This is a genomic window from Enterococcus sp. DIV0970a (assembly GCF_051711265.1).
Classification (GTDB): Bacteria; Bacillota; Bacilli; order Lactobacillales; family Enterococcaceae; genus Enterococcus_D; species Enterococcus_D casseliflavus.
Map to the genome: position 1 here is coordinate 2,648,628 of NZ_JBIOMF010000001.1, position 15,667 is coordinate 2,664,294.

The following is a 15,667-nucleotide window of genomic DNA, read 5'->3' on the forward strand; positions in this document are numbered from 1 at the left end:
TCATTTACAGCTTATTCTTCTTCTTCAGCCATGAATGTGTTGAAGACTTCTTCAATCATATCCCATTCTGCTTCTGTTTCGATCTGTTCTAATTCACCTTCAGAACCGTCTTCGTTTTCAATATAAGCGTACGCTTGTAATTCAACGTCTTCTTCTTCTGGTACGCCTGCTGGATAAAGCAAGACGTAGTTGCGGCCGAATTCTTCCGTACCGTCAACCGTTAATAGAATTTCGTATAAGGTTTCATTTCCTTGATCATCGATTAAAGTAATGTGTTCATGTCCTTCATGATCGTGATCGTGGTTATGATCGTGTGTATGTTCTGACATTTATTTTCCTCTTTTCTGTAAATTAAAACAGCTGTTTCCCAGCACCATCTAAATAATTCTGCAAAATCATGACTGCTGCTAATTTATCAATCACTTTTTTTCGTTTGGCACGCGATGTATTCGCCTGTTCTACCAGCATTCGTTCTGCTTGAACGGTCGTCAGACGTTCGTCTTGGTAAACGACCGGCAAACCGAATTGCTGTTCGATCGCTGCGCCGTAAGCCATAGAAGCTTCCGCTCTAGGTCCGATCGTATTATTCATATTTTTAGGTAGTCCTACCACAAAACGTGAGACTTCATATTCTTTCACCAATTCAGCAAGTCGATCATAACCGAAATTGCCTTCATCTTCATTGATGCGAATGATCTCGATCCCTTGTGCTGTCCAGCCCATTGGGTCACTGACCGCCACGCCGACTGTCCGCGAACCAACATCCAATCCCATGATTCTCATTATAGGTTGATCCCGTGATTGCCTAAATAATAACGGATCAGAACTTCCATGATCTCATCCCGTTCGTGACGACGAATCAAATTCCGGGCATCCCGATAACGAGGAATGTAAGCCGGGTCGCCAGAAAGGAGATAACCGACGATTTGATTGATCGGATTGTATCCTTTTTCCTCTAATGCTCGGTAGACGATAGCTAATGTTTCGCTGACTTCTTTTTTACGGCTATCATCAAAATCAAAGCGAACTGTTTCATCTGTAAAACCCATTTCACGACACCTCTCTTTTGTATAGATTTTAGCATATGTTCCTACTATATTGTACTAAACGTTTGATAAAACTACAAACATATGCTTAGATTTTCTCCATTATAACAAAGGTTTATGATGTTTTTATGAACTTTCTTAAAAAAAGCTAGAAAGCGCGATAGACATACTGGTTTTCTGGTGCTTCAATCGTCTTCTCTTGGTCTGCTACCACCATCGGCAAGTCCCGTTTGAAGGGTTGATAGTACTTCGATTGGATCGTCCCTTCCACATGAAGCCACTGGTTATTTTCTGCAGTCGCTTGCTGCGGTAATTCCACTCGCAAGCCAAAAACGCCTGAATCAGCCACACAATGGATAATGCCAAAACGAAACAAAAAGATTTCATTGGCATCATCTTGATCTGCATGGTACACAAATCCATCATAGGTGATTTTCTTGCCAATAAATTCGCTCGGGTACGTATAGATCAACTCCATGACTTCCAAGTAATTTTCTTCCGTTACCGCAATCGTCTCATCTTTGGCGTAACGTGCCAATGCTGCATCCATCTGAGTGTCATAATCTTCTTTGTTAAAATAAAGACTTGTATCGGGTTTCAGATATTGGGTCGTCATTTCTGGATCCCCCACAGATTCTTCACTTAGGGGGAAATTAAACCCTTTTGCTTCAACGATCGTCGTATCCAAGCTAACGGTGGGGAAAAAGAGACCCACGATGATCGGTAAGGCTAATAGAAAATACGCAATCACTCGTTGGTGTTTTTTCTCCAATCCATGCTGATGCTCATCGTCATGATGATGCTCAGGCTCTTGTTTGACCCAAAAATACAGCTGGACCAAAGCCAATAATAAAGAAATGATCATGGATAAAATAGCGAGATAGCGATAATGAATGTTGATAAACTGATTGAGTTTGCCCGTCACTTGCAAGTACATCATCAATTCAAAATAGCCTGATAAGATCAAAAAACGAACCATTCTTTACACCACCCATGCATAAATTGAAACGACGATTGCGACTAATCCAACTAAAGAAGCGATAAAACGCCCCGAAAAGTACCGCTTCATCATCAACAGGTTTTTAATATCTACCATTGGACCAAAAACCAGGAAACCGACGACTGGTCCAGTGCCGAATAAACTCAACAACGAAGAGCCGATAAAGGCATCTGCTTCGGAACATAGGGATAACGTTAGTGCCAACAACAGCATGACGAAGACCGCTAACAGCTTCGTGGAGCCTAATGTCAGCATCAAGCCAGTTGGCAGATAGGTCTGCATCGCTGAGGCGATCAACGCACCAATGATCAAATAACGCCCAGTATCGAAAAACTCATCCAAACTATGCTGCAGCAAATGACGAATCTGCCGAAGGAGCGGATGACTGCTCTTTTCCGTTTGATGGTGGGCGTGATCATGCCCCTGATGGTGTGGGTGAGCTGCCTGCTCATTCCCGCCACTTAATTGATTGGCAAGCCGTGTTTTTAAGATCTCTTGTTTGTTAAAATACGCCAGCCAGATCCCCACGACCATTGCGACCAATAAGCTGCCCAGTACACGCAAAAAGGCGAACTTCGCGGAATTTCCAAAGGCAATGAATGTAGAAAAAATCACGATAGGATTGATGATCGGTGCAGTCAGCATAAAGGCAAACGCCGTATACACTGGCACCTCTTTTTTTACGAACTGATTAACGATCGGTACGATCCCACATTCGCAGGAAGGAAAAAAGACCCCCAGACCACAACCAACTGTGATCGATGCCAATTTGTTTTTTGGTAAGAGCCTCTTGACTCTTTCTGGCGTCAAGAAGACTTGTAAGGCACCTGAGATCAAGCAGCCCAATAGGACAAACGGCAAGGCTTCAATGACGATAGATAAAAAAATAACACTCATTTGCAGGACAGAATTCGGTAATGCCTGAAACATAACTTTAACCTTCTTTATCAATAAATTCGAAACGCTGGAATTACTATACGTTTTTTCCTTTTTTTATACAACGTTTTTTTTAAAGCAGCCTATTTTTTTAATCGTTGCTTTAGATTTCCCTTATCTTTGAATCCTTCTTACTCACCTAAGCGATCAGCTGCTAGCAGATATTTTGACTTTTCCTCAAGAACAGCGTACATTTTCCATGGAGGAATGACTTATGCAAAAAAATCAACCGATCCAAGAGCAGCTCGCCCAACAACCGTTGGCACTACTCTATCTCTCTCAACCGAATTGCAGTATTTGTGTTGCAGACAAACCACGCATCCAAAAACTGGCACAAACCCAGCAACTCCCCCTATTTACCATCAACACGCTGGCAGAGCCAGAAGCAGCCAGTCTATTTTCGGTCTTGACGGTTCCCGTCGTCCTCTTGTTCGCGAATGGGAAAGAAGTGCATCGTGAAGCCCGCATCATCGATTTCACACGTTTGACTCAACAAATCTTGCGGTATCAAGAAGCGCTCACAAGCGTTGAAGAGCAAGATTCCTATGAATCACTTTTTGACCAGATAGACGAGTAAGTTCAGTGAATGAAAGCAACAAAACAGCTGTCAGATCGTTGTATATACTACGATCTGGCAGCTGTTTTGTTGGTTCCTATTTATGTGATGCGATTATTCGCTTAGTGATGGTTCTTCTACTGGTTCTTCATGGGACAAGACGTTGCCTGAATGCAAGAAATAAATCAATGTTTGCAATTCATTGGTTAAGTCAACGTTTTGAATCAGCACGCCTTTTGGTGCAGTGATCCGTGCAGGTGTAAAGTTCAAGATTCCTTTAATGCCAGCTTTCACAAGCTCGTTCACTAAATCTTGTGAATGTTGTGCGGGAACCGTCAAAATAGCCACATCGATCTGCTGGATCTTCACTTGTTCCTTCATGTCATCCATTGGATAGACCGGCACACCATCTACGATTCGACCAACTAGATCTTCGTTGACATCAAATGCGGCACTGATCCGAATGCTGTTGCTTTGGTGAAATTTGTATTTCAACAAGGCGCTCCCCAAGTTTCCGACACCGACTAAAGCTACATTCGTCATGTGGTCTTCGTTCAATGTCTTCGCAAAGAACTGCATCAAGCTTTCAACGTCATAGCCATAGCCGCGTTTTCCTAATTCACCAAAGTAGGAAAAGTCGCGGCGGATCGTCGCACTATCAACTTGAACAGCTTCACTTAGTTCGGTCGAAGAAACTTTTAATTTGCCAGCTTGGTGCAAAATACGCAAGTAACGATAATATAAAGGCAATCGCTTCGCTGTTGCCTTTGGAATTTGATGATCTTTCAAAGAATACTCCCCCATTGTGAAAAATTCACTTGTGATGAAGCTATCATAACAAATACATTGTTCAAAAATCAATTTGAATGCTCATAATTTGAAATATAAATTTTATAATGGTAAAATCAAACTTTTTCCCAATCGCCGTTTCCCTTAAAATATGATAGACTTGTAGTATTGTAACCTTGATACAGACAAGTTTCTTAAAGATAGGAATGACATACACATGATTTTATTACAAGCCAACCAAATCGCCCGTCTTTTCGGAGCCGAGGTTTTATTTGAAAATATCCAATTAGAAATTGCCAGCAATTCCCGAATCGCGCTTGTTGGGCGCAACGGTGCTGGTAAATCAACGCTACTGAAAATTATTGCTGGACTCGAAAGTCCTGATAAAGGAACGATCGCTAAAAACAAGACCGCTACGATGGGCTACTTAGCTCAAGATACCGGACTTGATAGTCAGGCCACTGTTTGGGAAGAAATGCTGGGAGCTTTTGCAACGGTTCGACAGATGGAGCAGCGCATGCGTAGCTTAGAGATCGCCATCTCCGAAGCAGATCCTGCTGCTGACTCTGGCAATCTCCTGAAAGAATACGACCAATTGCAGCATGAATTTGCAGAAAAAAACGGCTATGGCTATGAAAATGAGATTCGCTCCGTCTTGCACGGTTTTCAGTTTGATCCTTCTTTTTACACGCAAGCCATCAATACCCTTTCTGGTGGTCAAAAAACCCGCTTGGCATTAGCAAAAATGCTGCTGCAAAAACCTGATATCTTGATTCTGGATGAACCGACCAACCATTTAGATATCGAAACGTTATCTTGGTTAGAAAACTATCTGCAAGGATATGCCGGTGCATTGCTGATCGTTTCCCATGACCGTTACTTCTTAGACAAAGTCGTCAACGAAGTCTACGAACTGAGTCGCCAAAAAATGCGCCACTACAAAGGCAATTACAGCCGCTATTTGACCCTGAAAGCGGAGCAACTGCAAAGTGAATGGAAAGCCTTTGAAAAACAGCAAGAAGAAATCAATAAACTGGAAGACTTTGTTGCCCGCAACCTTGTCCGTGCGTCTACCACCAAACGCGCGCAAAGTCGCCGTAAGCAATTAGAGAAAATGGATCGGCTGGATCGCCCGCAAGGAGATGAAAAATCCGCCCACTTCCTTTTTTCCATTGAAAAGCCTTCAGGAAATGTTGTGATGCAAGTAGAAAATGCCGCTATCGGTTATTCTGAAGAAGAAGTCTTATCGGCGCCCATCGACTTAGATGTTCGGCGCAAAGATGCGATCGCTTTAGTGGGACCGAATGGGATCGGCAAATCAACCTTACTGAAATCGCTGATTCATAAAATCCCCTTTATTCAAGGAAAGGTCCATTTTGGCGCCAATGTCTCAATCGGGTACTATGACCAAAACCAATCCGATCTGCACTCAACCAAAACGATCCTCCATGAGCTTTGGGATGACCACAGTACCACACCTGAAGTCGAGATTCGCAATATATTAGGCAGCTTCTTATTTTCTGGAGAAGATGTTGAAAAGCCGATCACGCTGTTAAGTGGTGGCGAAAAAGCTCGTGTCGCTTTGGCAAAATTAGCCATGGACCATGACAATTTCTTGATTTTGGATGAGCCAACCAACCATTTAGACATCGACAGCAAAGAAGTCTTAGAAAATGCCCTGATCGATTATGAAGGCACTTTGTTCTTCGTATCTCATGACCGCTACTTTATCAATCGAATCGCCACCAAGGTCGTGGAACTGTCTGAAAACGGCAGCAAGCTCTATCTCGGCGATTACGATTATTATTTAGAAAAGAAACAAGAAGAAGCTGAGATCGCAGCAATGTTGGAAGCAAAAACAACCGAAACCACCCTCTCAGCGGGCAAGCAAAACTTTGTCCAAAGCAAGGAACAGCAAAAAGCCGTTAGAACCTTACAGCGAAAAGTCACCCAAATCGAAGAAGAACTTGCCGCAATAGAAGAAACGATCCAACAACTGGAACAAGACATGACCGCACCAGATGCGTTGAATGATCATGTCAAATTGACCGCGTTGAATCAAGCATTAGAACAAGCCCGCACTGAACAAGAAGCTCTACTAGAAGCATGGGAAAATACTAGCTTAGAACTAGAGGCATTTGAAAGTTGATCGTGGAATCGGTCTGTAGGCCGATGACAAGCGTCCCCTCCTTTGTTTTACTTAAAAGAACAGGATGAATACGTACGATTCGTAAAACAAGGAGGGAAAAATGCAAAAACAGACAGATGTTTATCGAAAGCGTCGGCCAATGGTTGTTTTGGCAGGATTGGTGTTGATTTGGATAGGGTTCAATCGAATCTCTCATCACGTGTTGTACGGAGAGTTGTCCGAACACGTGCAGACCGTCGTTGCCTATGATGAGAGTTATGACGACGAATATGTTTATTCTCAGGCTATCTTTAGTGATGACATCAATGCTTATTTATGGGAAATGGACATCACAACACCGATTTTCTTGCAGACGAACGAAGATTGGGCTGATAGATCCTATGGCAATGACGGCAGCCAAACCTTAGCAGAAAACGGCTGTGCGATTGCTTCTCTTGCGATGGTTCAATCCTATCTTGAAGGCTATCCCATTTCGCCACTAGAAGTCCTTGATTGGGCAGGAGATCATTATTACGTTGACGGCCAAGGAACGGACTGGCGGATTTTTTCTGACTTTGCCGATGCAAACGGCTACAACTACTATGATCTTGGCACAGATCTAGCCAGTGTTGAAGCTTACTTGCAACAAAATCATCCGGTCATCGTTTCTGTGACTCCAGGGGAATTTACAGATGGCGGCCATATTATGGTCTTAGGTGGAATGATGGACGATCAAGTGTTTGTCTTAGATCCCAATGATGATCCAGAAAAATCCCATTACGCTATCTATTACACACTAGATGAAATCGCTAATCAAAGCTTACGCTTTTGGACCTTCAGCTGATTGATCGAAAAAAGTCCCCTTTCGGGGCTTTTTTCTTTGTCGTGGCGTAGGCAGCAACTGGATCTTACTTTTTTAATAAAAAAACCATTCTTTCTCCCCTTAGGAATCCGCTTTCTATTATAATGGAAGAAAGAAAGGTGTGAAGTCTATGAAAATCGGTATCCCCAAAGAAATCAAGAACAATGAAAATCGTGTGGCATTGCCGCCCTCGGGAGTCTATGAGTTAGTCCAAGACGGACACGAAGTCTTCGTTGAACAAGGCGCTGGTGCAGGATCAACCTTTTCTGATCAAGCGTATCAGGAAGTCGGCGCTACGATTACTACCGTTGAAGAGGTTTGGGCCTCTGAATTGGTTATGAAAGTCAAAGAACCTTTACCAGAAGAATACCCCTTTTTGCATGAGGGACTGGTTTTATTCACCTATTTCCACGTAGCCGCCAATCAACAGCTTGCTCAAGCATTGATCGACAGCAAAGTGATCGCTGTTGCTTATGAAAACGTCCAGCTGGCGAACGGCACCCTGCCTCTGCTATCGCCTATGAGTGAGATCGCTGGAAGAATGTCTGTTCAAATCGGCGCACAATTTCTCGAAAAAATATATGGCGGAAAAGGGATCCTGCTTTCAGGTATTCCCGGTGTCCGTCAAGGTCGGGTAACGATCATTGGTGGTGGCGTTGCCGGTGAGAATGCCGCGAGAGTCGCCGTAGGTCTAGGCGCACAAGTGACGATTTTAGACGTTTCGATCCCACGCTTACAAGAGCTGGATCGACAATTTTCTGGTCAAGTCCAAACCTTGTATTCCAATCGCTTGAATATCGAACGAACGATCCAATCCGCAGACTTGGTGGTAGGAGCCGTCTTATTGCCAGGACAAAAAGCTCCGTGCTTAGTGACCCGCGACATGGTGAAACAGATGCCTGAAAAATCCGTGATCGTCGATATTGCCATTGACCAAGGCGGAATTTTTGAGACCGAAGACAAAGTCACTACCCACGACGAGCCAACCTATATCCGGGAAGAAGTTATTCACTATGCAGTCGCGAATATGCCAGGTGCTGTGCCGCAAACGGCAACCATCGCATTGAGCATTGCCACCTTACCGTATGCCCAGCAGCTAGCGAACGATCCTTTAGCAGCGTTGCGAGAAAATCAGGCACTTGCCAAAGGGGTCATCGCCTATGAGGGCGCATTTACTTCAAAAGAAGCCGCTCACGATCTGTCATTGCCTTTTACCGATCTATCGGAATTGATTTGAGTCACTCTCCCACAATAAAACCAGCAGCCGCACAAGTAATTCGCGGCTGCTGTTTTGCTTTCTATGAGAATTTCCTTTTTTGGGTAGCATGGGCTTTGGAAGTATGCTATATTCATACTTAAAAAAATTCGACCTAGACAGGAGGAACACTGTGCTTACTCAACAACAAATCCAAGCATTTCCCAAAGTAGAACTTCACTGCCACCTCGACGGTTCCATTCGTCCAGAAACATTGATCGCCATCGCCAATCAGCAAGAACTACCGATCGAGCAAGACATAGAAGCTGTGAAAGCACAGATGCAAGCCCCCAAAGATTGTCATGACCTGAGGGATTATCTTCGCTGCTTTGATTTCGTTCGGCCGTATTTGCAAACACAAGAAGCGTTAGCAGCTGCCGCCTATGATGTGATGGAACAAGCCGCTCAAGATGGGGTCGCTTATATTGAGATCCGCTTTGCTCCCAGCTTATCGATGGACAAAGGACTCACTTGCGGCCAGACCATCCAAGCCGTGATCGAAGGCATCGCACGAGCAGAAGAACGCTACCCAATCAAAGGCAATGTTTTGATCATTGGGATGCGTCAAGAAGACCTACCAGCTATTACGGCGATTTTTGATGAAGCGATCGCTCTTACCGATGAAAAAGTCGTCGGCATTGATCTGGCAGGTCCAGAAGAAGACGGGTACGTCCCTGATTTAGCTGCCAGCTATCAAGTGTTCCTCAAGAACCAAAGTGTCCAGCTGACCTTACATGCAGGCGAATGCGGCTGTGTGCAAAACATTTATCAAGCCATCGAAAGCGGTGCGCAACGGATTGGCCACGGCATCGCCTTAAAAGGAGATCACACTGCCCAAGCGTTTGTTCGAGAACAAAATCGCTGTATCGAAGGCTGTCCTACCAGCAATGTTCATACGCGTGCGATTCCCACATACTCGGCATACCCATTAAGAGAATGGCTGGAGGCCAAGGTCCCTTTTTGTTTGAACACCGATAACCGAACGGTCTCAAACACGACATTGACCAATGAATACCTGCAAATGGCTCATCATTGCGACATGTCCGAATCAGAGATGCGCTTCTTAAACGAAACTGCCGCTCAGCATTCCTTTGCGGAAGCTTCCGACAAAGCGGTACTCTTGAAAAAAATTCAAGAATGGCAATTCTAATAAACATGGACGCTAGTGATCCCCACTGGCGTCCATGTTTATTTCCAAAACGATCAACTCTCTTTCCTTCACGCAAAGAAGAGCCGATCGATCCGTGTTAACCCCAAGGCATCGATTTCTAAAAGAGCTCTTTCGTAAACTTCTGTATTCGTTAAAGCCACACTCTCGTGGGCATCGATCCCAATAATACAAGAGCAGCCGACTTCCTTGGCGATCTTCCAAAATTCAGGATGCGGATAGCCACCGTTCGTATAGCCTGCCAAATTATACTCCAACGGCAGCTGATACTCTTTGGCTTTTTCACATAGGCGGTAGGCAACTTCTTCACAATGAGAATCGAAGGTTTTATAGCCCCGCATGAACACATCTGGATGTGCCATATAAGCAAAGATCTCTGATTCGATCCCTTGTAGGGAGACTCGAAGATAATCTTTGATCGCTTTTACTGAATCCCCAGGTGTATGGTCGTAATAGTGATTGCTTTCGATTTCAGGAAAGTGATTGCCAAAAATCAAATAGTCGATCGACAGCCTTTCTTTCTCTGCAACTAGCCAAGGGATCATTGTTTCAAAATATTCACACTCTAATCCTAATTTCACATCGATTTGTCCTTGGTATTTTTCCCTTAAGCTTTTCACCGATGAAACGTAATCTTCCAATTGCGCAACATCCATCCGCATGGGGGAGACATACCCATCCTCAAAGGGCCAGGGACAATGATCAGCGAAGCCGATTTCCTTAAAGCCAGCTTGGATGGCTTTGATCACATAGTCTTCATCAGAATCCCGTGCATGTTTGCATCGAGTTGTGTGGGTATGATAGTTTGCTTTCCACATGGTTATTCACTCCTTCTTATTACATTTAGGTTAATTTGTTTTTGTGATCGCATTTTAGGTACACTCTTCTTGAGGTGTTATCCTTCAAGCCGTTCGCTATTTTACAGAATCTTTTGTAAGCGGAACCATTTTTCAAAAAATAGTACTAGCTATCAACACCTATCACTTAGCAACTTCCTCATTCTGGATTTATTCCAGTCCATTTCATTATAGAATTGCGGCTATCCCAAGACAATCAAAAGAAAGCTGCAATCGGTTGCTTCTTTTCCCATCACTTCCATTGAGTCGTTTCTCTTGGGACAAATGAATTTTTCAAGAGGACGTGTCTTGGTGCGGTTTTGTCTCCTTGTACCTCTTGAAAAAGTAGCTGGGTCGTCCAATCCACCATCTCCTCTAAAGGTCGTGCGATGGACGAAAGCAAAGGGCTAGTACAAAGACAAACATTGGTGTTTTCATAACCAATCACTTGAATCGCTTCACCAACCTTTTTATCCAGTGAATGAAGGGAACGTAAAGCACAGGCTGCAAAAAAATCGCTTGCCGCAAAAATGCCATCGATAGAAGGCCATTGACGAAAAAGTTGATCAAAGGATGTTTGCGTGACATTTACAAAATCGAGTATGACCTCGTGAACATGGATCTCTGGGTATTGGTCCATCACTTGATAAAAACCAGCTGATTTTTCTTGAACGGAATGTAATGTCTTTGGTCCATTAATGAAGAGGATCTCGCGACAACAATTTTGGCTTAAGATCTGTGCTGCCAACTGTCCACCTGAGGTATTATCCGCAGAAACGGAGGATACTTCATCGCTAAGGACTCTACCCACACTCACTAGAGGTAATTTGAGAACCTTTTGCAACAACGGACCTTGCGTACAAAGGTTGGTACATAAAATTACCCCATCAATATTATTTGCGAGAAACAAGTTCAAAAAATAGGTTTCTCTTTCAGGATTCCCTTGTGTGGTACCAATCATCAAACTATAGCCTTTCTCAATCAGTTGCGACTCGATTCGGGTAATAAATTGATTATAAAAATCATTTTTCAAATCATAGATCAGCAAGCCTATCATCTTTGAGGAATTGTAATAAAAGGACCGTGCTAATTCATTTGGTACATAATCAAGTGCTTGAATTGCTTCTAGCACAATCTGCTTTGTTTCTTCATTGACATATTTTCTGTTATTGATCACTCGTGAGACGGTGGTCACAGATACATTGGCAAGTTTTGCCACGTCTTGCATGTTTGCCATTGGTTCCTCCTTTCTCTCTTTTACATGTCTCGTAAATATTAAATCCTTTTCCATTTGATCCATTATCCGAATGCAACAATCTAAAATACTTCTTTTTATTCTATAATAACAAATTTTACATCGTATTTTTTATTTTTAAGAAAATAAAAAAGTTGTTTAGATGAAATCTCATCATAAACAACTTTTCTATGCTAGATAAAATTTGCATTCAATGCCAGCGTTTTTTAAGAAAACAAGAAAACTACTCCCGTGTTCTCTTACACAATCATCTACACAAACCCCCAGCTAATTTTTTAAATCTAAGCCTTCAATCAACGCCACCGCACGATCGATCCCAGCGTCTTTTGTTTCTTCTAGCACCACGTAACAGTATGGCTTGTGTTTGATCAGAAGCTGTAAAATTTCTGGATACCGTATTTGTCCCTCACCTAACGGGACAGGGATCACTTCTTCTCCCGAGAGTTGAAAATCCTTTAGGTGCAAGCAGACGATTTTCTCTCCGAAAAGAGTAAATGCTTCTTCTACCAATGCGACTTGATCAGCAGCCGTTTTTGCGGTGATCAAATTCGTTGGATCGTAAATGATCCCTAAATAATCAGAAGGAACACGTTCAATCAGCTCGGCGATGCGCTGATTCGAATACAGCGGATGATTCAGTCCGGCTTCGATCCCTACCATGATTTGATATTTTTCTCCCACTCGAACGAGTCGCTGGATCACATGGATCAAGTCTTCAAAAACCTCATCTGAAAAATTCTCTTCACTATATCCCAGTGCGGCAATGACTGAGCCTGTTTCTGAAGCCACCATGCTGGCACCAAAATAACGGGCATGGAATAAATAGCGCTCAAATTTCTGTAAGATTTTTTCTCGTTCCTCTGGTTCGGGATGAATCAAGTTACTATAACAACTTAACAAAGCGATTTGAACGCCTTGTTCTTGGAATTCATTCTTGAAGAAGGTCCCCATACCTGGATTCATCTTTTCAGGAGCACTTAGATCTGGAAAAGACGCATTCAAGGCAAACTGAACGTTTTTTATTTTCTTTGCACCTACCGCTTGTGCTAACTGCTTTGGTGTATATTCTCCTGAAAGGTCATGCCCTCGGATGGCTAAATGAATCATCTGACTCCTCGCTTTCTACTATTTTTTCCCATTCAATAATCAAATTTTCATAAGGTTCTAGCCTATGGTTCCCCCGCGCCAGCGCTTCACCTGATAAGCGTTCGAAACCGGGTAGATGTAAGGTAAAATCAGCTGTCGTCAGCCCTAAGTTACTGATCCAGAGTTGGACATGGGTCGCTGACTCTCGGCGATACTTCATCACACCTTCCGAACATTTGATCAACTGGCGCTCTGATTCATAAGGGAAAAGTTCTTTGCGACAAAACGACTGCCATATCAAACTGTCTGGTAAATTGCTAGGTAGCGCACCTAAATAGATGATCTCTCCTTGAGCCAGTTGTTTCTTAGCTAGTAGCGTTTGGTCATTCCCACGTCCGATCGTTTCCCAATCTTCTGGGCAGTGAAAAACTGTGACCAAATGATCCAAAGGTTCTTTTAGGCCGTCATAGGTTAGCTGATAAGTCAGTCCTTTCACCGTAAACTGCTGGATTTGGTCAAACCCGAGCCATTCTCCTAAACGATCTAAGCCATTCGTCGCTGGCCACGCCAGCTCTTTTGTCCGATCCCCCGTCATCGGGCCTAAAATCAGCTTGCCTCCTGCTTCAGTAAAGGCGGCAAATTTTTTCAACAAGGTAGGACTGATCCAACGAACAAATGGGGCAAGAACAACATCATACTCTTCTAACGGACTATTTTCTTGAATGATTTCTACACGAATTCCTTGGCGAATCAGACTGCCGTAAAATTCGGTAAACAGGCTGCGATAATCATAAACACCCCCATGATCGATCGTGTAAAAACGTTTCGAGTAATCCGAGTAGATAATGGCTATTCTTGCCGATACATACTTCGTTTCCGCTAAAAGTGGTGCGATCTGTTGTCTTAGTTCGCCAATCCGAACTACCTCTTCATACCCACGATCTGGCTCTCCCCAAGCAGTTGACACGGCACTATGGGGTTGCTCCACACCATAGCGATGTCCACGAAAATGCCAAAAGCAGAAGGATTTCAAATTACCAGCATAGCCAATGAACGCTTCACTTGTGACAAACCCATGAGGACGAGGTGCCGCATAATTTTCAATATGACCTGCATTGGCAGTACAAGTTTCTAACAATAACATTTCCTTATTGCGCGGTTTGACATTTCGCCAACGATCCAAGTTCATCGTATACGCTGGATAATTGTCTGCCGGCGCATACGTATCAAAACCAGCAATATCCAAATCAGCAAATAGCTCATCATTTTGCAAGTTAAACCCAAAAGCGGAGTTATGGGTAATGGGTAACGCGGTCTCCATTCGGATAAAATGACAAAGATCATGCGCAAACTCATTCAACGTATCGGTGGTAAAACGGCGAAAGGCATTCATCAAGGAAGAATTATGCAAAAATGGGGTCGTTAGCGGCAAGACGACATCCTCAAATGCGTCATACCACTCACTCCACACCTTCGTTCCCCAACACTCATTGAGGTTAGTCACGGATTGATAGCTGTCTTTTAAATACGTATGCCAACGCGTTTGGCACGTCGTACAGTAACATAGATCGACATGACATTTAAACTCATTGTCCAATTGCAACATAACGACATTTTCATGTTTTTCGGCAATCTCAGCGATTTTTCTCGTCAAACGATAGGCATAACGGCGAAAGTCCTCGTTGTTTGTACAGACATGCTGTCTTGAGCCGTGATGCATCTTCGTTCCATCTTGGTTAGTGACCAATGCTTCTGGGTACTGTTTTGTAAACCAGCGGGGTGGGGTCGGCGTTGGAATACATAAGCAAACATCGATGCCATTTGCTTGGTACTGTTCTAGCGCACGTTCCAACAACGAAAAATCATATTCTCCAGGTTGAGGCTCCAAGTCGCGCCACATGAATTCCCCAATTCTAGCAAAATTCATGCCCAACGTTTTCATCGTGTGACTATCACTTTGCATGATTTCTTCCGACCAGACTTCTGGATACATGCAGGCGCCGTAATAAATATCAGGAAACAGTGGTTGCTCATGGAAAAACGCCTGTAGACGAATCGCTACATAGCGAGCGATCATATGCGCCCCGAGCTTTGAAAAGTGGGTATCATCTGCAAGACCTGCAGGATAATTGGGGTGCTCATTCGGTGCTAACCAAACAAAGAGTGCTTTGGAAGCTTCTAGTCCTAATGTGTCATAATAATGATAGGTATAGCGATTTAAATCAAACAAAACTACTTCTTCCGTTCGACTAAGTTCTCTTAAGACAGGTAAAAATGCTGACAACGTATGCGCCAATCGTCCCTCTTCTCCTACCCGCCGTTCAACAGGTGTACACAGGATCGGGATTCCTGCTTTTTCTTTGATTTGACGGATCATGTCTGTCAAATGAGCAATGTACGCCTCCATCGTGACATGATTTTTCTCTTTTTGGTCATTATGTCCAAATTGCAGTAGGACGACTGTATTCGGTTCGACTTCTTGCAGGAGTTGCTCAAACAACCCTTCTTCGATAAACGAACGAGTCGTACTGCCGTTTTTTGCAAAATTGCGTACGTTTACTTCTGGGGGTAGATAGCTTGGTAAGGCTTGTCCCCAGCCCATCATTGGCTGTTGATCAAGGGGATAATCCGCCATGGTTGAATCTCCGCCTAGAACGATTTTCATTTCTTTTCTTCCTCCATCTATTTACTATCAGATTTCCAACAGCTTTGACAAGTCTGCTGGTTTTCTTGCTGAACTTAAGCTGTAT

15 protein-coding genes are annotated in these 15,667 nt (G+C 43.5%); 5 read left to right on the plus strand and 10 right to left on the minus strand.

Translation table 11 applies throughout. The features are described from left to right. Nucleotides 1-11: 11 nt before the first annotated feature. From IGK14_RS12775 to IGK14_RS12795, 5 genes are all read right to left on the minus strand, one after another. Complete coding sequence (locus tag IGK14_RS12775; protein ID WP_005228559.1) at nt 12-329, minus strand: DUF1292 domain-containing protein; 318 nt, start codon at nt 327-329, stop codon at nt 12-14. Between the two features lie 22 nt (nt 330-351). After that, on the minus strand, nt 352-783 hold the full coding sequence (ruvX, locus tag IGK14_RS12780; protein ID WP_005234242.1) for a Holliday junction resolvase RuvX: 432 nt from the start codon (nt 781-783) through the stop codon (nt 352-354). Further along, nucleotides 783-1,049 carry an IreB family regulatory phosphoprotein gene (locus IGK14_RS12785; protein WP_005228556.1) on the minus strand — a complete coding sequence of 89 codons (267 nt, stop codon included), beginning with the start codon at nt 1,047-1,049 and terminating at the stop codon, nt 783-785. The genes ruvX and IGK14_RS12785 overlap by 1 nt, the downstream gene beginning before the upstream one ends. Nucleotides 1,050-1,194: 145 nt before the next feature. Continuing rightward, nucleotides 1,195-2,025 carry a TIGR03943 family putative permease subunit gene (locus IGK14_RS12790; RefSeq protein ID WP_010749849.1) on the minus strand — a complete coding sequence of 277 codons (831 nt, stop codon included), beginning with the start codon at nt 2,023-2,025 and terminating at the stop codon, nt 1,195-1,197. A 3-nt stretch (nt 2,026-2,028) separates the two neighbouring features. Beyond that, complete coding sequence (locus IGK14_RS12795; protein WP_010749850.1) at nt 2,029-2,976, minus strand: permease; 948 nt, start codon at nt 2,974-2,976, stop codon at nt 2,029-2,031. Between the two features lie 220 nt (nt 2,977-3,196). Here IGK14_RS12795 and IGK14_RS12800 point away from each other — a divergent pair, with 220 nt between their 5' ends. Then, nucleotides 3,197-3,559, plus strand: a complete 363-nt coding sequence (locus tag IGK14_RS12800; protein ID WP_010749851.1) for a thioredoxin family protein — start codon at nt 3,197-3,199, stop codon at nt 3,557-3,559. 93 nt (nt 3,560-3,652) lie between these two features. Here IGK14_RS12800 and IGK14_RS12805 read toward each other — a convergent pair whose 3' ends face one another. Next, on the minus strand, nt 3,653-4,327 hold the full coding sequence (locus tag IGK14_RS12805; protein WP_005228549.1) for a redox-sensing transcriptional repressor Rex: 675 nt from the start codon (nt 4,325-4,327) through the stop codon (nt 3,653-3,655). A 217-nt stretch (nt 4,328-4,544) separates the two neighbouring features. On the opposite strand from IGK14_RS12805, the gene IGK14_RS12810 reads away from it, so the two are divergent. From IGK14_RS12810 to add, 4 genes are all read left to right on the plus strand, one after another. Beyond that, nucleotides 4,545-6,476 carry an ABC-F family ATP-binding cassette domain-containing protein gene (locus tag IGK14_RS12810; protein ID WP_010749852.1) on the plus strand — a complete coding sequence of 644 codons (1,932 nt, stop codon included), beginning with the start codon at nt 4,545-4,547 and terminating at the stop codon, nt 6,474-6,476. Between the two features lie 100 nt (nt 6,477-6,576). Further along, nucleotides 6,577-7,299: a C39 family peptidase gene (locus IGK14_RS12815; protein WP_010749853.1), complete on the plus strand. Its 723-nt coding sequence runs from the start codon at nt 6,577-6,579 to the stop codon at nt 7,297-7,299. 148 nt (nt 7,300-7,447) lie between these two features. Then, nucleotides 7,448-8,554 (plus strand): alanine dehydrogenase, encoded by a 1,107-nt coding sequence (gene ald / locus IGK14_RS12820; RefSeq protein ID WP_010749854.1) that lies wholly within the window; start codon nt 7,448-7,450, stop codon nt 8,552-8,554. 151 nt (nt 8,555-8,705) lie between these two features. Next, a complete protein-coding gene (gene add, locus IGK14_RS12825) occupies nt 8,706-9,722 on the plus strand; it encodes an adenosine deaminase (RefSeq protein WP_010749855.1) in 1,017 nt (338 codons plus the stop codon). Nucleotides 9,723-9,790: 68 nt separating this feature from the next. On the opposite strand, the gene IGK14_RS12830 is transcribed toward add, so the two are convergent. The 4 genes from IGK14_RS12830 to IGK14_RS12845 all read right to left on the minus strand — a co-directional run bounded on the left by IGK14_RS12830 (nt 9,791) and on the right by IGK14_RS12845 (nt 15,582). Further along, nucleotides 9,791-10,558 (minus strand): histidinol-phosphatase, encoded by a 768-nt coding sequence (locus IGK14_RS12830; protein WP_010749856.1) that lies wholly within the window; start codon nt 10,556-10,558, stop codon nt 9,791-9,793. Between the two features lie 271 nt (nt 10,559-10,829). Then, nucleotides 10,830-11,813, minus strand: a complete 984-nt coding sequence (locus IGK14_RS12835; protein ID WP_010749857.1) for a LacI family DNA-binding transcriptional regulator — start codon at nt 11,811-11,813, stop codon at nt 10,830-10,832. A 285-nt stretch (nt 11,814-12,098) separates the two neighbouring features. After that, nucleotides 12,099-12,938: a sugar phosphate isomerase/epimerase family protein gene (locus IGK14_RS12840; protein WP_010749858.1), complete on the minus strand. Its 840-nt coding sequence runs from the start codon at nt 12,936-12,938 to the stop codon at nt 12,099-12,101. After that, on the minus strand, nt 12,910-15,582 hold the full coding sequence (locus IGK14_RS12845; RefSeq protein ID WP_438712378.1) for a beta-galactosidase: 2,673 nt from the start codon (nt 15,580-15,582) through the stop codon (nt 12,910-12,912). Before IGK14_RS12845 ends, IGK14_RS12840 begins: the two co-directional genes overlap by 29 nt. Nucleotides 15,583-15,667: the final 85 nt, after the last annotated feature.